General features: G+C 52.7%; 10 protein-coding genes. All 10 read left to right on the forward strand.

Going from position 1 to position 20,937, the window contains the following annotated elements; translation table 11 throughout:
* Positions 1-94 precede the first annotated feature (94 nt).
* Positions 95-2,542 (forward strand): right-handed parallel beta-helix repeat-containing protein, encoded by a 2,448-nt coding sequence (locus BM412_RS02115; protein WP_091213260.1) that lies wholly within the window; start codon positions 95-97, stop codon positions 2,540-2,542.
* Between the two features lie 81 nt (positions 2,543-2,623).
* A complete protein-coding gene (locus tag BM412_RS02120) occupies positions 2,624-3,784 on the forward strand; it encodes a peptidyl-prolyl cis-trans isomerase (protein ID WP_091213262.1) in 1,161 nt (386 codons plus the stop codon).
* 120 nt (positions 3,785-3,904) lie between these two features.
* Complete coding sequence (locus BM412_RS02125; RefSeq protein ID WP_177245615.1) at positions 3,905-9,622, forward strand: S-layer homology domain-containing protein; 5,718 nt, start codon at positions 3,905-3,907, stop codon at positions 9,620-9,622.
* A gap of 79 nt (positions 9,623-9,701) precedes the next feature.
* Entirely contained in the window at positions 9,702-11,420 is a 1,719-nt protein-coding gene (locus BM412_RS02130; protein WP_091213268.1) for a sensor histidine kinase, read from the forward strand.
* Position 11,421: 1 nt separating this feature from the next.
* Positions 11,422-13,017, forward strand: coding sequence for a response regulator (locus tag BM412_RS02135; RefSeq protein WP_091213271.1), 1,596 nt, complete (start codon positions 11,422-11,424; stop codon positions 13,015-13,017).
* A gap of 711 nt (positions 13,018-13,728) precedes the next feature.
* A complete protein-coding gene (locus tag BM412_RS02140; protein ID WP_091213272.1) occupies positions 13,729-14,682 on the forward strand; it encodes an ABC transporter permease in 954 nt (317 codons plus the stop codon).
* A gap of 13 nt (positions 14,683-14,695) precedes the next feature.
* Positions 14,696-15,631: a carbohydrate ABC transporter permease gene (locus BM412_RS02145; protein WP_091213275.1), complete on the forward strand. Its 936-nt coding sequence runs from the start codon at positions 14,696-14,698 to the stop codon at positions 15,629-15,631.
* A gap of 13 nt (positions 15,632-15,644) precedes the next feature.
* Positions 15,645-17,216: an ABC transporter substrate-binding protein gene (locus BM412_RS02150; protein ID WP_091213278.1), complete on the forward strand. Its 1,572-nt coding sequence runs from the start codon at positions 15,645-15,647 to the stop codon at positions 17,214-17,216.
* A 96-nt stretch (positions 17,217-17,312) separates the two neighbouring features.
* Positions 17,313-18,941 (forward strand): DUF5060 domain-containing protein, encoded by a 1,629-nt coding sequence (locus BM412_RS02155; RefSeq protein WP_091213281.1) that lies wholly within the window; start codon positions 17,313-17,315, stop codon positions 18,939-18,941.
* Positions 18,942-18,960: 19 nt separating this feature from the next.
* Positions 18,961-20,928, forward strand: coding sequence for a D-apionate lactonase family protein (locus BM412_RS02160; RefSeq protein ID WP_091213285.1), 1,968 nt, complete (start codon positions 18,961-18,963; stop codon positions 20,926-20,928).
* Positions 20,929-20,937 lie beyond the last annotated feature (9 nt).

Here is a 20,937-nt window from a genome sequence, read left to right on the forward strand (position 1 = left end):
GAAAGGGAAAAACAACATAGCTCTAAAGCGAAAGGGGTGAGGCGGCCGCACGATTCGTGTTCCAAGTCGACTACCACTCGAGAGGAAGGTAACAATGTCCAAATTGACTACCCCGCCGATCAGCAGAAGCAAGAAGTTCATCTCTACTGTCGCTTCTCTCACCCTATTCTCCTCACTCACCTTTGGCATGTTTGGCGCCGCCACGATTGTAAGCGCTGCCAACACAACGTACTACGTCAGCTCGTCAGGCAGCGACTCCAACAACGGCACAAGCAGCACAACACCATGGAAAACGCTGGCTAAAGTTAACGGCACCAACTTCGGAGCAGGCGATCAAATCCTGTTCAAATCAGGTGATACCTGGTCGGGCCAGCTAATCGCGCACAACTCCGGAGCAAGCGGCAATCCGATTAAGTTCGGTGCTTACGGCACAGGCAGCAAGCCGCTTCTTAACGGCGGCGGAATTGATGCCACACTGCTCATCAACGGCTCCAACTACGTCACAATCGATGGCCTTGCGATTACGAACTATGATGGATCGACGATTTTTGATGGCGTTGAAGGCAATCGGGACGGCATTAAGCTGACGGGCTCCTCCAGCAACATCAACATCAAGAACAACGAAATCTACTACATCGAAGGCTTTAGCAATCATCAGAATGTCGGATCGCCAAGAGGAACCTCACTGGATGCGGCCGCGAACAATCAATATATGGTAGGCGCAATCTATCAGACCGGCACGCCCTCGAACAATGTGACAATCGAGAACAACTACATCCACGACAGCACCGTCAACGGGATTCTGACCACGCAAGTCGGCAGTAATCTTGTTATCCGCAATAACAGCGTCAATAATATCGGTACCGATGGTATCGAATATTGGAATGCGACTTCGCCATTGATTGAATACAACTCGGTGACGAACATTGGGAACAACAGCGGCGCTGCAACGAGGGGCACGGGCGTACTCGGGTATCATGGTTTGGCCGTTTGCGCGATCTGGGGGATTGTGGACATCGACCAGGTTGTCCAGTACAACTACGCAGCGAACACGAATCGCATCACATGGGACGGCCAGCCGTGGGATTTCGATAATCAAACGGTAGGCGGCGTCTATCAATACAATTACAGCCGGGATAATGAAGGCGGCTTCGTGCTCGGCGGCTCCTCAGGACAAACACTTTGCTACAACATCAGCTACAACGACGGCGGCAACCAAGCTTACGCTGATCAAGGTTTCTTCAATGCCAACTCCGATTACTACAACAACATCTTCTACCAGACCAACGGCGCAGGCTTTAGCAAATCGAAGCTGACGAGCGGTTCTTTCAAGAATAACGTCTTCTACACCAATGCCACGAATACTAGCTACACCAACTACCAAACGACCGGACTCACATTCAGCAATAACAGCTACGGCGGTACGCAGAACGCGCTCAACAAAGGAACCAATTCCGTCACGGGCGATCCGCTCTTCGTGAATCCGAGCAGCGCAGGTACAACCATTACATCGGTGGATGGCTTCAAGCTGCAAGCCGCTTCGCCGCTCATCAATGCCGGTACCGTCATCTCGAACAATGGCGGCAAGGATTATTGGGGCAATTCGCTCTACAACGGGGCACCGGATATCGGAGCTTATGAAGCACCGACGACAACGCAGCCGCCTACAGGCGGAGACACGCACAGCGGAACCTGGGCACTGAAGCAGCAGAATACGGGTACGCAATCGGGAACCGGTGCTTACCAAACCGTTACCGGTGTGGCAACAAGCAGCACATACGTAGCGAAAGCGTGGGTAAAAGGTGCGGGGCAGCACGGCAAGCTGGTGGTTTATAACAGCTCTTGGACCGTTGTCGCAGAGTCAACGGAATATGTATCGAACGGAACATGGACGGAAATCAGCACGCCGTCGTTCAACACGGGCACGAACACCTCTCTGATCGTACAGTTCATTGATCTGGGCTCCGCTTCGGGATCAACCTATATCGACGATACGTTCCTCGGTATTTCGGGCGGTACTAACAAGCTGGTGAATCCCGGCTTTGAAAGCGGCAATACGACGTGGACGATGGCAAGTCCGTACACCATCGTACAAGGCACGACCTCCAGTCCTGCCAATACACATGCGGGAACTTGGGCGATGAAGCAGCTGAATACAGGCACGCAAGCAGGGACAGGTGCATATCAGACGGTTTCCGGTGTAGCAACGAGCAGCTCCTATGTATTTAAGGCATGGGTAAAAGGAGCAGGCCAGCATGGCAAAATCGTCGTCTACAACAGCTCGTGGACCGTGCTAGCCGAATCCTCCGAATACGTCTCCAGCGGAACGTGGACGGAAATCAGCACGCCTTCGTTCAATACGGGAGCCAACACTTCCTTGATCGTGCAGTTTATTGATCTCGGCACGGTTGCCGGCACGACGTATATCGACGATGCGTTTCTCGGTATATCGGGCGGAACGAACAAAGTAGGCAATGCCGGCTTTGAGAGCGGCAGTACGACGTGGTCGCTGACGGGTCCGTACACGATCGTTCAGCCTTAGTATTGGCACGGAGGAATAAGAGGCTGCCGCCAACGGCCTCTTATTCTTTACGCTTTAACCTGATGTGAACGGAGGCCAATCATGTCAAAGCCCATGCGCAAGCCAATACCTACTCCTACCCCTGCACCTGTAAGGAAATCGATGCCGGCTCGAACTCAAAGCAGCTTCAGAAGAATGCCTATCCTGATGGCTGCGGTTTCCGTCGCGGTAGTGATTATGGCAGCGATCGTAATCTGGAGAGTCTCTCCGGCCAACGGCGGACTTCGTCTCTATGATCCGATTGCAACGGTCAATGGCGAACCGATCGCATACGGCGAGTTGAAGCATGACCTCGAAGCCGGGCGCAGCGTGGTTCATAACTATTTTCTGGATAAGTATGGTGCCGAGGACAATGAGAACTTCTGGACGACAAATTATGGCGGGGAAGTGCCGATTGAGAAGCTGAAGCAACAAGCGTTGGAGGGCAGCATCAAGCGCAAGGCGCAGGAGCTGGCAGCCGTGCAATACGGGATCCTGAAAGTTATCAGCTATCGCGGATTGCTGCGGGAATTGGACGAAACGAATGCGGAGCGTCAAGAGAAGGTGAAGAGGAACGAGGTTATTTACGGGCCTATTACGTATGACGAGCAGCGTTATATCGATGAACGGTCGCAGGTGCTGAGAAGAGATTTGAAAGAGAAGCTGGCGGCGGCGTTTAAGCTTACGGATCAGGATGCGGAAGTCTATTACGAGCAGAACAAAGCGCTGTTCTCGCTGCATGATTCGAGGACGGTTAGAGCGATCGAAGCTCATTTTGCCAATCAGGAAGAACGGAAGAAGAACGGCGAAGCTGCACTTGCGAAGCTTGAGGCGATTCAGAAGAGGCTCCACTCCGGCACCGATTTCGATACCATCTACAACGAGCTTGCGGCAGCGAAGGATGATATCCTTGTCGTTTCGGAGACCGTGTACGACTATCGAACACCGCGAACCGACAGTATCCTCCATCCCAATTTGTTCGAATCCATCAATCAGCTTGGCAGTGGAGAGGTGACTGGCATTATTGAGGATGAGCCGTCGGTGGGGATCTACGCATGTACGGAAATGAAGTCGCTCGGTTATGCGCCGCTTAACGAGGTGAAAGGGCAGGTCATGAACAGCTTGATGGAGCAGCGCTATGACGAGTGGATGGCCAAATGGCTGCAATCGGCTCAGATCGACATCAACGAAGACAATATGAAGCAGGTCACGATGGATGAATAGGGCGATTCGCCCCGTGAAGTCGGCTTTTCCATAAATAAGGTCGGTTTAACATATAGAGGAATATTGGACAGCCACTCTACAATAAAAGCAAATCCATTTATGAGGAGAGGTATTACGCTGGTGAACATTCGATTTGGCAAGCTAAGAAAGAGCTTCACGTTGATGACGCTGTCGGCCATGCTTTTCGCGATGCTCCCTTCTGTGCTGGCGCCCGTTGCTTATGCAGCGGATAAGGTGCTGTATGCAGAGAATTTTGAAAGCACGGCCGTTGATAGCGCGCCCTCAGGCTGGTCTCTGTCCGGTGTTGATTTAGGCAGTACGATTGGTGTCAAAGAAACCGATTCCGGCAAAAGCTTAACGCTCACGCAAGAAGGCAGCGGCGAAGAGGATCAGACGGCTTCGTATACATTCGAAACACCGCTTAAAGGTCTCATCTCCATTGATATGAACGTGATGGCGGAGCAAACGGGCAAGCCGTCTGATTTTCTGGTTTTGAAAGATAGTAAGGGCGAACAGCTGCTAGGGCTGTTGTTCGCGGATGATTGGGAGAATAACGGAAGTAAATTCCTTGCCGTGCGCACCGCTTCGGGCTGGAACAATCTGCAGGAATACGAGGCCGGTCAATGGTACAGCATTCATGTGCTGGTCAATGTGCTGACGCAGGAATTTTCGGTAACCGTCGATGGGGCGGGTATCGATAAGGGGACGGACGTTGCGTTCTTGGCCCCGAGCACGGATATCAAGCAGCTGGAGATTGCCACGTACAAGAATGAGGCAGGCACATTCCGCATCGATACGATTAACGTCAGCACGCCGGAAAATATGGCTCCGGTTGCGACAGGCCTCAGCGTCGTTGGCGGAGCACAGGTGCTGACCGGCGTTTACACCTATACCGATCCTGAGCTGGATGCAGAAGGTGCGTCGGTCTATAAGTGGTATCGTGGCGCAGCTGCGGACGGTTCGGATAAAGCGGTTATCGAGGGAGCAACGGGGAAAACATACACACCGGTTGCTTCGGATAGCGATACCTATATTTTCTTCGAGGTTACACCGGTTGCGGCAGCAGGCACTGCGCAAGGTACGCCTGTTGTGAGTGCGGGCTTCCGGGTTCCGAAACCGGACGCGGATGCGACTCTCTCAGGAGATGAGCTTTCGCGTGCGCTCTCCGATGGCAAACTTGTTCCGGTGCAATATGCGGCAAGGCCTTCGCTTGACGGCGATTTCAACAAATGGCAGAGCTATACGGGCATTGTGCTTCCCAGTAATGCCGCCCAGAACAAAGTGAAGGACTGGACGGGCAGCAAGGATGTATCGGCCAAAGCTTACTATGCTTACAATGACACGACCTTTTTTCTTGCAGTTGATGTAACAGATGATATTCACAGCCCGCTGCCGGGCGGAAGCAATTGGGATGCCGATGGCGTGCAGTTCGCCTTTGGCGAAGGTGCTTCACGCGTCGAATACGGCGCAGCGCTGGGTAAGGACGGCACGACAGATATTCAGCGATACTCGGATGGATTGGCCATTCTTCCGGCAAGCTCGATTCAGATGAATGCCGGTCGCGTGCAAGATGAAGATACGGAGAGAAACGAAAATCATACCTATTATGAGTTTGCCATCCCATGGGGAGCTGTTCTCTCGAGCCCGCCGACTGCCGGCAACCAAGTGCCATTCACGATGCTTGTAAATGATAGAGACCTTGGCGGACGAGACGGTTACCTGGAATGGACGGGAGGAATAGGTTCGGGCAAAGACGTCACGCAGTTCGGAAAGCTGGAGCTGCTGCCGCAAAATCAAACGTGGACGTCCTGGCTTTCCGGTAATACGAAGGTCATTTCAGGCGAAGCCGCGCAATACACGCTTTATGCCATGAACACAGGCAATACGGAGCGTACACTCACTCTGGATCTGCCTGCGGCAAATTTAAGCGGTCAATCCGTTCGCATTCCGGCACACCATCTGTATAAGAAAACCTTCACGGTAACCATCGAGAATTCCATAGATATTGCCGCCGCTCTTCATGACGATAATCTAACCCAAACGCCGAAGCTGAGCGTCAAAGCTTTGAAGTCGGCAGAGCAAGTAAGGGCAATGCTCGGGGATATCGAGAGTGTCGTCATTCCAAGGTTGAGAGCGAAACTGGAGCAGGCAGCAGGGCAGGGCTTCTCAACCGATTATGAGAGAGTAAATCTGGCGACGATCGAGAAGACGGTTGCTTACGGCTTGGAAGATCTCGACAATGATAGTCTCGCAAGAGCGGAATATATCGCGGATACCCTTTATGCGCTGGATGCTCAGGCAGAGAGCAGCTTAGATGCTTATATCGCAGGCACGGCAACGCCGAAGGGACCGGTATCCCGTTATCAAACAGGGCGTACGTCCATCGACGGCTACTCCATTCTCGGCAATACGACGCAAGGCGCGAATAAGCCGCTGATCTTCAGCGGATACGGGATGTTCGAGCAAGCGGTGGAGGACGTGCCGATCTTTCAGGATCTTGGCACGAATATGATCGATTTTAACGTTTACCCGCTCGAAATCTTCAAGAAACCCGGGTTGTTTGGCTGGTCGACGTATTCGCCAAATGGCAGCCCAACGACATTTGAGCCCGACAACACTACTGCTCACAGCGGAAGTAAGTCGATCAAAATGCAGCTTGGAGAAGCTAATGATAGCATAGTCTTCCAAAACCCGATTCTGGAGCCGAATACGACCTATCATATCTCTGCTTGGGTCAAGACTGCCGGGAATCCGGGTGCCAATATATTCTCAAATCATAACGGCTGGACGACATCATCCATTGCGAATTCAGAAGACTGGACACTCAACGAGTTCAGCTTCACCACCGGGTCGGATGAACACCAGCTTCAAGTCGGCATATTCGCTCACTCGCCGGGCACGGTATGGATCGACGACTATACCCTTGTCAAAGACGGGACCGACACGAACCTGATGGTCAACAACGGACTTGAAGAAGGCGTCCAAGGCGACAACTATTATATTGTCGATGAGACGTACCTCGACAATACGGTAGTACCGGCGCTCCAAAGAGCAGCAGACCATAACATCGCAGTGAACGTGGAGCTTGGTCTGCAAGGCTTCCCGGATTGGATCTATCAAGATTACCCGGATACGAAACTTCCTGATAACTATGGATTCTTGAAAGCCGATATCGAGAACCCGCGCGTTCAAGAGCTCTATAAGGCGCATGTCGACATTCTTATGGGCAAAATCAAAGATTCTCCGGCGCTGCAGGCGATTAATCTCTCGAATGAGTCGGAGTATATCACCAACAACGGTCCTTATAACTTAGTGAAGTGGCATACGTATCTGCCTACGATCTATGCATCGGTTGAGGCATTGAACGCGAGCTATGGAACGGACTATGCCAGCTTCGATGAAGTGCCAATTCCGAATATGAACAGCGTGACGGGCAACGCCTATTACTTCGATTACTTAACGTACAAAACAGGGCGATTGACCGCATTCCACCAAATGCTTGCGGACGAGGTACACAAATACGCGCCGGACCTGCCTGTTCATGTGAAGCTGATGGGTTTTGGCGTCATGAACAATGATCTCATGCTGCGCGGCGGCAAGGATCTTGAGCAAATGGCGCAGTTCTCCGGCTATACGGGAATAGACGGCGGACCGGAATACGGCTCAGGCCCGAGCAAATTCGCCGAAGCAACGGGGATGCTCGATATGATTACGTCAATGAAGGAGCAGCCAACCTTCAACTCCGAGAACCATATCATTAGCGACGGCGAAACCAAATACGATGCTGATCTGGCTAAATGGGTATCCAATTGGATCTGGGATGGCGGACTTCACGGAACGGGAGCCTCCGTGATCTGGGTTTGGCAGCGCAGCTATACGACGGATTACCTGCAGGGCAGCATTTTGAACCGCCCGGATGCGATTGCCGAGGTTGGCCATGCGTCACTGGACCTCAACCGTCTCGTCCATGAAGTAACGGCATTCCAGAACGAGAAAGCGAAGGTCGGCGTGCTCTATTCCATGACGCCAAGACTGTATAACAGCGAGTATTACAGCAATCTGACCAAAGCATACTCCGCGCTGAGCTATAACGGACAGAAGGTCGGCTATGTGACGGAGAATCAAATCAATACCGGCGCAATGGGCGGACTGGACGGCTACAAGCTCATCGTGCTGCCGGAAGTCAATAATCTGTCCGCGGAAACGCTGGCCAACATCAAGAGCTGGGAAGCCGGCGGCGGGCATGTAGTCTTGATTGGTACTGAGGAAAATCTGATTAAAGGCGATGAGCATAATCAGCCGCTGCCGGCAGATGACCGCGATGCGGTGCTGAACAGCGTCAACACGACGATTATCGCTGCGAATCCGAAGCTGGAGGATCTGCGCGGAACATTCTTCGGGCTTCAGGATCAGCTGGGTCTCGCTGATGTCATCGTCTACGATGCAGCTACAGATCAGCCGGTAAATGAAGTGGAATGGAGAACGACGGAACTAAGCGGCAAGCAGCTGCTGAGCATCGTCAACTACAGCAATGAGGACAAAACCGTCTATATCAAGGTGAACGGAGTGAACGTGACGCCTAAGACGGAGCTGATCAGTATGTCGAAACCGGCGAGCGGGGAGCTTGCACTCGCAGGCAACAGACATTTGCTCTACGATTTGTCGCAACAAACCGATAACCCGCCAACATCTCCCGGCTTCACGGTAGTTGTTCCTAACGAAGTGCTGAAGCTGGATGCTGCTTCCTTTAAGCCGGACGCAAATGGTCTCGTTGAAGTGAAGCTTCCTGCAGGCAAAAGCGAGGTACAGCTTCCGGGGAACGCTGCAATGCTGTTGGATGGCAATGAATTGGTGCTGGATGCCGGAGGCGTATCGATGACGATTAGCCCGGATGTCCTGAAGCAGCTGTCGGCGCTTGTGGATGCGGACTCGCTGAAGGATGCTCATATTTCCCTGACCATCAAATCGGTATCCGAGGAAGACAGCAAAGCACTGCTTAACAGCGGGAACAACGAATCCGGCGTGCTGAAGGCTGCAGGACAGTTTGTTCGCTTCGAGCTTGCGCTTGTGACGAAGGATGGGCAGCCGCATACACTCACGGCATTCGATACGCCGATTCAAGTTGCGCTTCCTTATGGTGAAGGCACGGATGCAAATCTGCTTGGTGTATATACTTTCAACACAGCTACGAAAGCGTGGGAATATGTAAGCGGCCAAGTAGACAAACAAAGCAAACGAATCATAGCCGAGCTGCCTCATTTCAGCACATACGCAGTGCTGGAATATGCGAAGACATTCAACGATGTGGCAGCCGGCCACTGGGCATTCGAAGCGATTCGGCAATTGGCGGCGAAGCATATCGTGAAGGGGATCACCGATTCGAGCTTCGCGCCGAATCAGCAGGTGACCAGAGCGGAGTTCGCAGGCATGCTCATTCGTGCTCTCGGACTTAAAGCGGCAGCGGAATCGGAGCCGTTCAGCGATGTACCGGCCGATGCATGGTATGCAGAGGCTGTGTCAGCCGCCTACGGTGCAGGACTTATCAATGGCCGAACGAGCGATACCTTTGCGCCGGATGCACCGATTAACAGAGAAGAAATCGCAATAATGCTTGTCCGTGCATTCCAATATATATCGGGCGATGCAGCAGCAGGCGGCGATACTGTTTTGACCGATGAAGGCGCTGTCTCGCCTTGGGCGATGGATGCCGTGAAAGGCGCGATCCATGAAGGCTTGATGTCGGGGGTCGGGGCAGGGAAGTTCGCGCCGGAGCTGTTGACGAAACGAGCCGAGGCGGCACAAGCAATCTATAATTTGCTGCTTCGTATGCAGCGCTAGCATGTCGGCGTAATTGGGCTCGCCCGTCCTCTGATTCGGAGGGCGGGCGATTTTCCATATCACAAGGGAGTGAGTAACGTTGGTCAAGTCGCTCAGTTTCCAAATTTTATCCGGATTTGTCGTCGTGGCCATGCTGCTGACATTACTGCTCATCACTAATAATAACTATGCGATCGATGTCGTTCGCTCTCAAATCGCGGATGCCAATCGAAATCTGCTAACGAAGTATGTGGCGGATCTCGAGAATCAGTTCGAGGAAGCCAACAATTACTTATATGGACTTGTGTTACAGGATCCGGATATTCAGGTGCTCTCGCTGATGAACGAGACGGAAGAAACTTATTTTGCCAAACAACGGATTATTACCAAACTAAAGGTGCAGCTCAACATTATGCATGGTGTTGATGCGCTGTTCGTGTATTCGGCCGCCGACGAGGGACTGATATGCATTGCCGCGCAGGGTAAGCCGCAGTCGCAAATCAACGATACTATCGTGAAGCTTGCGCAAAATGGAGTACCGGATATGAGGAAATGGTTCCCCTATCAGGTTGGGCAAGAACGCTATATGTTCCGTTACGTGAAATACAATTCGCAGGTGACGGTTGGCGCGGCGATGAGCGCAGGCAGCTTGGTGGAGAATATGCCGGTGTGGAACGAGGTGCAGAAGCAGGGCATTAATTTGCTTACCGATGATTGGGGGTTGCTGGTTAAGACTGGCTTCGCTCAAGACGATCTGCGTGCGATCCGTGATGTCGGCATCCAGAGCAACATGTTCCAAACGGTTCAGGGGACGAAGCGAGGCAGCGCTCCTTTTCAACTGGTTGGGAAGCATTTGAATCAGGCGGCGTTATCCGTGGTGTATACGATACCGGAGAAACGGCTGCTTGCGAACCTGCCTAATTTTCAGCGATTGATTAATTTGATTCCGTGGGTAACCGTGCTTATCACCGTCTTCTACGTGCTGTTCATTCAACAAATTCTGCTTAAGCCGATGAAACAGCTCATCAAAGGCATGCACAAAATCAAGAAAGGAGACTGGGCGATCCGGCTGCCGGAAGATCCGAGGACGCGTGAATTCGCTACTCTTAATGTGACCTTTAATCAGATGGCAGAGGAAATCCATGCGCTGAAAATGGAGGCGTACGAGAAGCAGCTGCAGGCGCAGGAAGCACGGTTCAAGCATTTACAGGCGCAGATTAACCCGCATTTCTTCATGAATGCCCTGAATATCTCGTACAGTCTGGCGGGGCTGCGAGAGTATCAACTTGTGCAGAAGCTGCTTGCGCACATCGTGGATTTTCTGCGTTTCATTACCCGCAATAACGGGGAACTGGTCACCATTGATCAGGAGCTTGGCCATATCCGGCACTATTTGGAAATTCAGAAGCTGCGTTTCCCTAATCGGCTTGATTATGAATACATCATCGATGATCGATGCGGAAGATTGCTCATTCCTCCGTTAATTGTGCAGCCTGTGGTGGAGAATGCGGTCATTCATGGCTTCAAGATGGAGTCCGGCATGTTTATCATTCGAATTAAAGTGGCCATGCGAGAGGATCAGCGGCTTGAGATAACGGTGCAGGACAACGGCATCGGCTTCACGACTGCGCAAGTCGACAGCTGGCAGCGAGGAGAGGAATTGCCTGGAGCGCATATCGGTATCCGCAATATGATGGAGCGTATTGCCATTAAGTATAGTACGGGCGCGGAAGTCGCGTTCGAGAATGCGGCTGAGGGCGGCGCGCTGGTGCGGCTGCTGCTTCCGGCTGCGGAGATGATGCTTAAGGAGGCCAAGTGACATGGATGTACTCATCGTGGATGACGAAATGTATGCGGTCAAAGCGCTTGTGTCCAATCTCGCTTGGACGGAGCTCGGGTTCAGCGGCGTTTATGAGGCGTACTCTGTGTCGGAGGCCAAGCGGATCATCGAGTCGAAGGAAGTAAAGGTGCTGATCAGCGATATTGAGATGCCGGGTGCTTCAGGCATTGATTTGCTTGAATGGGTGAGAAGTACGCATCCGGAGATCGAGACGGTTTTCCTGACCTGCCACTCGGATTTTCAATATGTCCGGCAGGGCTTGCACTATGGACTGGCACAATATTTGCTGAAGCCGGTCGATTATGCGGAGCTCTATCAGGTGATAAGGAAGCTGGTAGAGAAGCTGACCCTCGATCTGGAGACCAAACGCTACAACGAAGCTTACAAGAAATACTATCGATTATGGGAAGAGCAGAAGCCGGTTCTGGTCGAGCGGTTCTGGCAAAATCTTGTGGAGGAGCGGTTCTTCCCTTCCGCCGAAGAGACGCAGGAGCTGATGAGCGCCTATGACATTCCGCTGCAACCCGGCAATCAGGTGCTGCCGCTGCTAATAGGCGTGGAGGAATGGTATAAGGAGCTTAGTGGCAAAGACGAGGAGATTATGAACTATGCACTGCGCAATGCGGCCGAGGAAATGCTGCTGACCGATCGGAATGGGATCGTATTTCGGGATCGCCATCGGAACACGCTGGTGCTGTTCTACGGTTCAGAGCATCCGTTTGAAGCATTGGAGGAGCGCTGCCGCAGCTTCATTGAAGCTTGCGATCATTATCTATTCTGCAGTTTATCGTGTTATATCGGCAGGCCAACAACGCTCACGGCGCTGCCCTACCTCTATTTGACACTGATGCGTGCCTTCCGCAGCAATGTGACACAATCGCGTGCTTGCTTGCGCGTCCAGGAGGAGCCATTCGAGGATTTCGGCAAAAACACGCCGCCGCCGATCGATTCCTGGCGCGTGCTGCTAGAAACCGGCAAGTCGGAGGAATTGCTGCAGCGGGTGGAACACTATATTAGCGGGCTTGGCGCCGAGAAACGATTGTCCGCGGAGACGCTCCACGCCATCTATCATTCGGTTGTGAACATGATCTATCATCTTTTTCACAAGCTTGGCTTATCCGTACATAATTCGTTCGAGTGGCAGCAAGGGCTCGATCTGCCGCAGGCGACCAGGACGCTGGCGCAGTTCCGCGTATGGGTCAATCGCGTCATCCCGGAAGCAGTCCGCGCGGTGCGCAACCATGGCGGCGATCATTCGGCGGTCATCGAGAAGGTGAAGCAGTTCGTCGCGGACAATGTCGACAAGGAGTTTATGCGCGAGGATATCGCCGCATACGTGTATCTCAATTCCGACTACGTCTCTCGCATGTTCCGCAAGGAAACCGGCCAGTCGCTGCAGGACTACATCATCCAGCAGAAAATCGCTCATGCCCGCAGCCTGCTCATCTCCACGAACACGAAGATCAGCGATGTCGGCTACAAAGTAGGCTATTCGAACATCCCCTACTTCACCAGCTTATTCAAGCGAGTGGTCGGCCTATCGCCGCAAGAGTTTCGGAAGAAGTATCAGGTATGACCCGTGCGGTAAAGTGGAAGCTGAGAGTCGGGAAAACCGACTTTCAGCCGGAAAACGGAGCAGAAACGAAGTTAAAAGACGGAAAATCCGTCTCTCAGCTTCGAGAGCAGCTTATTAGGAGGCTTGGTGAGGGCTGAGAGTATGGAAATGAAACTCTCAACAGTAAAGCCGAACCGAAAAGAAAGCTGAGAGTACTGAAATCGAACGCTCAGCATCGGAAACGCCAATCTGAGCGGCTTAGAGAGGACTCAGAGTACGGAAATGAAACTCTCAGCAGCAATACAGAACCAGAATGGGGCTGAGAGTACGGAAAACGAACGCTCAGCATTGGAAACGCCAACCTGAGCGGCTTAGTGAGGGCTGAGAGTACGAAAATTGAACGCTCAGCATCGAAAGCGCCAATCTGAGCGGCTCGGTGAGAGCTGAGAGTACTGAAATCGAACGCTCAGCATCGGAAGAACCAACCTGAGCGGCTTAGTGAGGGCTGAGAGTACGGAAATGAAACTCTCAGCATCAAAATCGAACGCCCAGCATGCTGCGGCTGAGTGTACGGTAAAGCGAGTGGTCAGCATAAACACCGCATTAGTTTTTGGAAGAACTATAGGTGTGAGTCTGGTCGTCATACTGTAATTTCGATCGGTTTATTCCATTGTTGCTCCTTCATGCGTGGCTATAATTAATAGCAAGGACAAGGGAATGGAGCGGATTGCGATGAGTGGACGAGGTGCAACGGCGTGGAGCAGTCGCAGACGAGCCCTCCGTCATGAGTGGCGCCGAAATAAGCTGCTTTTCCTGCTGCTGCTGCCCGGCACACTTTATCTGTTCATCAACAATTACCTCCCCATGTTCGGGATCGTGATCGCCTTCAAGCAGGTCAATTTCACAAAAGGCATCTGGAACAGTCCATGGAACGGCTTCAAAAACTTCGACTATTTGTTCAGCTCCACCGATACCTTCCTGATTACGAGAAACACCGTGCTGTATAATCTGCTCTTTATCGTACTTGGCACCGTCATTGCCATCGCGTTCGCTGCATTGCTGGGTGAGCTTCGGCGAAGGTTCCTCGTCACGCTGTTTCAAAGCATGATGTTCTTCCCCTATGTGCTTTCGTTTGTCGTGGTCAGCTATCTGGGTTTTGCTTTCCTCAGCATCGAGCATGGCTTCATCAACAATCACCTGCTGAAACCGCTCGGCTTCGATGCGATCGAATGGTATAACGACCCTCGATATTGGCCGTATATCCTAACCCTCGTCTACCTCTGGAAAAATCTTGGCTACAGCACGATCATCTACATGGCCGCCATCATTGGCATCGAAACCAGTTACTACGAGGCTGCGGTTATGGAAGGCGCAAGCAAATGGCAGCAGTTCACATCCATCACACTGCCTCTTCTTAAACCCGTAATCATCATCCTAACCGTACTCGGCATCGGCAAAATCTTCTTCGCAGACTTTGGTCTGTTCTACTTAGTCCCGCTGGCATCAGGCCCGCTTTACCCGACCACACTCGTCATTGATACGCAGGTTTACAATGTGCTGAGGCTGCACAACGATATCGGAATGGCTGCTGCGGTCGGACTCTATCAAGCCGCGATTGGTTTCTTGCTTGTACTGCTGTCGAATACAATCATCCGTAAGGTGAGCAAAGAGAACGCGTTATTCTAAGGGGGAGTGTCCGATGAAGGTCGTGACATCGGCAGCTGTTCATACGATTTCGAGAAAATCCTACCACGCGAACAGCGTTTCTCAGTGGACGAACCTGTTGATCGTTATTCTTTTCGCCGGGTATTCGCTGCTTTGTCTGATACCGGTGTTGCTAGTACTAATCGTATCCTTCTCGGATGAACAGTCGATTACGCTGCATGGCTATTCGTTCTATCCGAGCAGGTGGAGCGTGGAAGCCTATCTCTATTTGTTCCGTGACGGGATTACCATTGCGCGGGCATACGGGGCGACGATTACGGCCACGGTATTGGGCACGGCTGTCGGCCTGCTCATGACGGCAAGCTTCGCATTCCCGCTGTCTAAACCTGATTTCAAGTACCGCAATATATTCGCATTCTATGCATTCTTCACGCTCCTCTTTAACGGCGGTTTGGTGCCGTGGTACATCGTATTCTCGAAATACCTCAAGCTTGGCAATACGATCTGGGCGCTCATCCTGCCGGGACTGCTCATGAATGCCTTCTATGTCATGCTTATCCGTACGTTCTATCAGTCTTCTATTCCGGTTGAAATCTATGAATCCGCTCAGATCGACGGTGCGAACGAGATTCGTGTGTTTGTCCAAATTGTCATTCCGCTCTCGCTGCCCGTGCTGACGACCATCGGGTTATTTTATACGCTGGCCTATTGGAACGATTGGAATAACAGCATGATCTTTCAGAGCCGGGATCAGTTTATCAGTCTGCAATATTTAATGAATCGCACCTTGCTTAATTTGCAGTATTTGCTTCAAAACAATCAGGCTGCTGCTCAAGCTCAGGTGGATTTTCCGGGTGAATCCGTTCGAATGGCGATGGCCATAGCAGGCATCGGACCCATCCTATTTGCCTATCCATTTTTCCAGAAGTATCTCGTGAAAGGGCTCACGGTTGGGGCAGTGAAAGGTTAAGGAGGGCTCAATCATGAAGGGGCGTTTAAGGAGAAAAGCAAGCTTAGTTCTCTCGATGATTGCCGCGGTTGTCGTGTTGTTGTCTGCTTGTACCAGCGGCAGCGGCGGGAGTATGTCGTCCTCAGAGGGAGCGAGCAATAGGGCTAAGAACAGCTCATCCGGCTCTGCGGCTGAAGTGGATCGGGCAGCGCCTGGCGCGATCGAGCTTGATCCCTACGAGATTAGTATCTATGTGCCGGGTGCGACAACGGAGGATATTCCGGTTGTGGAGGAAGCGATCAACGCCTACTTGAAGGACAAAATCAATGCAACGGTTAAGCTGAATTTCATCGATTGGAACAACTACCAGAATAAAACCAACCTGATGATCACCTCCGGCGAGAAGTTCGATCTTTTCTACATGGCCAACTGGCTTGGTTATCCCGATGCTGCCGTGAAGGGGATGCTGCTGCCTGTCGATGATCTGATCGAGAAATACGGGCAAGCGATCAAGCCGAATTTAAACATGGTGTATCAAACCGGAGCCAAAGTAAACGGCAAGCTGTACGGGGTCCCTTCGAACAAGGAATATGCATCGAACCAAGCGCTCCTTATTCGCAAGGACATCATGGACAAATACGGATTTAATGCGAATGAAATTCAGACCTATCATGATTTTGGCCGCTGGTTCAAAATCATCAAGGAGAATGAACGGGAGCTTGTCCCTTTTGCCGGGATTAATGATATGGAATGGGCGATTCTGTCGAAGTTCGAGCCGATTGGGAACTATTTTGGCGTGCTGGATAAAGAAGCGAATGATTTGAAAGTCATCGACATGTTCCAAAGCCCGAAGTACCTCGAGATCGTCAAGCAAGCCAGAGAATGGTATACCGCCGGCTACATCGTGAAGGATGCGGCAACCACCCAAGTGACGCGGGAAGAGCTGATGAAGAACGGCAAAGTGGCGACGATGATGAATGGCGCTAAGCCGGGCATCGACAAAGAGAAAACCATCATGACAGGCCGCGATCTCGTGCAAATCGACTTCAGCAAACCGTACACATCCACAGGGGATGTAACGGGTGCATTACTCACAATTCCTAATACTTCCGCTGATCCGGAGCGGGTCATGATGTTCCTCAATCTGCTGTACTCCGACAAGTATTTGCTGAACTTGATCGACTGGGGCGTGGAAGGCAAGCATTACGTGAAGGTTTCCGATAACGTCATCGATTTTCCGCAAGGGGTGGATGCCACAACGGTCGGTTACAGCGCGCAGGGCGATCAGTGGATCTTCGGCAATCAGTTCAACAGCTATCTGTTCAAATCGGAGGATCCGGACAAATGGAAGAAGCTGATATCGTTTAACGAAAGTGCGATTATATCCAAAGCGCTTGGCTTCAGCTTCGACCCAACGCCGGTACAGAATGAAATCAGCGCCTGTTTGACGACAATGAACCAATATTTCATTGGCCTCAGCTCCGGTTCGCTGGATCCGGACAAATATGTGCCGGAGCTCGTGAAGAAGCTGAAAGCAAACGGACTGGACAAAATTATCGCGGAGAAGCAGAGACAGCTTAATGTGTGGGTGGCGCATGGGAAATAGGGAAAGAGGCAGGCGCGCAGCAGGATTATGGGCATGAAACACGAATACATGCACGATTGGAAAATCGTAGAATACTAGAGAAGGCAGGTAGTCGCGATGAGAACAGGTCAGACAGGTCGGCTGCTCGAGATTAGCTTGGAAACCGGGGAGACCATTGGCAATCCGTTCTGGGACTGCAATGTTTCGGCTCGTTTCGTGCATGAAAGCGGGCAATCGGAGCAGGTCGTGGAAGGCTTCTATGATGGACGAAATGAACAAGGACAGCATCGCTATAAGGTTCGCTGGATGCCCCAGCTTGCCGGAAGCTGGACGTGCGAGGCGAACTCGCACCCTCAACATGAAGGGCTTAATCAGAGGTTCGATGTTCAGATAGAAGAATCGCCGGAGTCTATCCGCGGCTTTCTGCGTACGGCGCCGGAGCGGGACTGGAAGTTTGTCTTCGATAATGATGAGCCTGCCTTCCTTCTTGGGGATACCCAATATAATTTGTTTGGAGCCCACTACAACGGTGTTGATGTGGCGGCGATCTTGGATCACAGACAAGCGCAAGGCGTGAATTATATACGTGCCAGAGCGCAGGTCAGTCCTCACCATCCCGACATTCGCAATACGTGGCAGACACGAGACTGCTGGCCTTGGGGCGGCAGTGCGCAGTGGCCGGATTTCACGAAGCTGAATGTGGGCTATTTTCAGGCTGTCGATGAGGTTATGGCGATGCTTGCGGAACGGGGAATAGGTACGGAGTTTATTTTGGAAGCGTGGATGCTGGAATTTCCGTTTAACGATCGCGGGCAGTTTCTGCCGGAGCATGAGGAGCTGTGGGTCAACTATCTCATCGCGCGATATGCGGCATATCCGTCGCTCTTCGTATGGTGTCCGTCCAATGAATATGAGTTCTATCCGGGCAAAGCCGCTTATCATAAAGAAGCAGATCGCTGGTTCAAGAAGCTGGCGAAGCTAATTAAATCCAGCGACCCCTATAAGCATCCGATCGGCGCCCATCAATGGTATCAGAAGGTAGCGCTGCATGAGCGGCTGGGGGATTGCGAGGAGCTTGACGTGTATCTCGTGCAGTCGGATTGGATCTTGGAAGTGCAGAAATTCAATCACAATCCGGCGCTCTGTATGTGGATTGATCAACAGATTCGCTTCCATGCCGGTTCGTCGGCGAAGGCGGTCATGTGCAGCGAGTTTGGTTATGAGAAATCGGGAAGCGCATTCACGATCGACGTGCATGAGCTGTTCGATCATCACCATACGCGGCGGGGGCAATGGAGGGCCGGGTTTAGCGGTTTCCCGGTTGTGCATGGGTTCAATAACACGTGGGGGCCGAACATGACGCTGGAGACGGATTCGATCGGTTCGGCGTACTTGCCGATCTATCGTACGTTTATGACGGAGGATGTCCGATATACGGAAATGGTTCGGCAGCCGGAGCTGCTGCGGAGTCGTTCCGGGGATGACGATATGGGAACAGCGCCGCTCAGCATGGCGAATGGCGATCTTGCCGTGGCGGCAGTCTACTTCCCGGTGGCAGGAAGCTGTGAGCTGGCGCTTGATGAGCCTAGCCGTTACAGCTTCTATTGGTTAAATCCTCGTACAGGCCAGCGTTCGGAGCCGGCGAACTGCGATACGTTTTATTTTGCAACGCCTGCAGTGGATGCGACGAATACGAGTGATGAGCACGACAGTGATTGGGTGCTGTGTCTGAAGAAGCAAGTCTAACAACGGGGGAGCATGAGTTATGGTAAGTCAGGCAAGAGATTTAGCAACTTTGCGGTACGGCTCTGGTGAACCGCTGCCGGAGCGGCGGCTGCTCCAGGCAGGTCCGCTGACCGCTGTGCTGGAAGAAGGCGGACTGCGTTATATTCGCTATGGCGAGCAGGAAGTCGTACGCGGCATCTACGCCGCCGTCCGGGATCGGAACTGGGGGACGATTAAGCCGGTTTTTCGGGAGTTTCGTGTGGTTACGGATCGCATCGATGAGTTTGAGGTGCGTTTCGTGGCAGAGCATCGGCAAGGCGAGATCGATTTTGCGTGGGAGGGGGCCATCACCGGCTCGGAGGATGGAACCATTCGCTTTACGTTCGACGGCGAGGCGCGTTCGAATTTCTTGCGCAACCGGATTGGCTTCTGTATCTTGCATCCTTCCGACCTGGCGGGCTGTAAGGTGGAGGTAGAGACGGAAGATGGGACGGGGTCGCGGATCATTGCAGGCGTGTTCCCGGATCGGATTTCGCCGCATCAGCCATTCCTCGGCATGACGGCGATTCGCCATGAGCTAGCGCCAAAGCTGGTCGCAGAGCTGCAATTTAGCGGCGATTTGTTCGAAATGGAAGATCAGCGCAATTGGACGGATGCTTCTTACAAAACATACTGCACGCCGCTTAGCATCCCCTACCCCGTGGAAGTGGTAAGTGGAGAGCGGGTTCAGCAATCTGTGACGCTTAGGTTGATTGGCGATAGAGCGGACGAGATTGGCGGGAATTTGGTAGAGGGTTCGAAGCAAAATTCAGCGGAGATATCAGATGTACAAGCGATAAGAGTGGAACTCCGTGATCATGAGGTCGGGCAGGTTCCGGGTATCGGTTTAGGGATGACGCCTGGCCGCCCGCTTGCGATGTCTGAGATCGAGGCGCTTCGCCCGCTTGCGCTCAGCTTCCTGCGAGCAGTTATTCGATTGGCTGATCCGGGGTGGGAGCGGGAGCTCGTGAATACGGCGGCGGCTGCAAGTGCGCTAGGTGCAGGGGTAGAGCTGGAAGTGATCGTACCGGGGGAATGGGAAGGCCAGAGCCCTATCAATGGGCAGCGTTTGCTGAAGGTGCTGGTTCAAGCGATTGCCCAAGTGGGGGCTGCCGTGGATACGGTATTTGTATTCCCGGAGGCCGGATTCGTGAGCCAACATGAGCTGTCCGATGAGCTGATGAAGATGCGCGATTCGGCGGGGCTGTCCTTTCGCGTGGGCGGAGGTACTCGTGCTTACTTTACGGAGCTGAACCGCGCGGAGCTGCCGCTTGCTCCGATGGAAGCGGCCATGTACACGATTAATCCGCAGGTGCATGCCTTCGATATCGCTTCGCTCGCCGAAACGGTTTCCGCACAGGCGGATACGGTTCGCAGTGCGCGAAGCATTGTACCCGATGTACCGCTTAGCATCGGCCCCATTACATTTAAGCCGCGTTTGAACCCGAACACGACCAGCGAGGAAGGCAGGCGCAGGTCGGAGGACCGCACTAATCATACCGATGCCCGTCAATGGTCGTTGTTCGGCGCGGCGTGGACGCTCGGCAGTTTGCGGAGCTTATCGGAAGCCGGTGCGGAGCGCGTTTGCTACCTGGAGACGGCTGGCCCGCTTGGGGTTATGTGCGATGGCGGGGAAGAGAAGTATCCGCTCTATCACGTATTGGCAGCTTCGGCCAAGCTGCAAGGCGAAGAAGTGCTGGATTGCACAGTAGCTGACCGATTAAGCTGTGACGCACTCGCAGTAAGAGCGAGTGACGGCGCCGTGACGCTGCTCGCGGCGAATTATACAAACGAAACCATACGCGTGCGTGTGGAGTCGGCTGTTACTTTACAGCCGACAGAACTGCTCGCGCTGGATGAACGAGCAGTCCGGCCGCTTGCACCGGTAGTGTATCCGGCGCCGGTGGTGCAGGATGACGGATCTTTGGAGCTCGAGCTGCTGCCGTTCGCGGTTGTCGTGGTGCGGTAGGTTATGTAA

Source organism: Paenibacillus sp. BC26 (genome assembly GCF_900116125.1).
Taxonomy (GTDB): Bacteria; Bacillota; Bacilli; order Paenibacillales; family Paenibacillaceae; genus Paenibacillus_Z; species Paenibacillus_Z lignilyticus.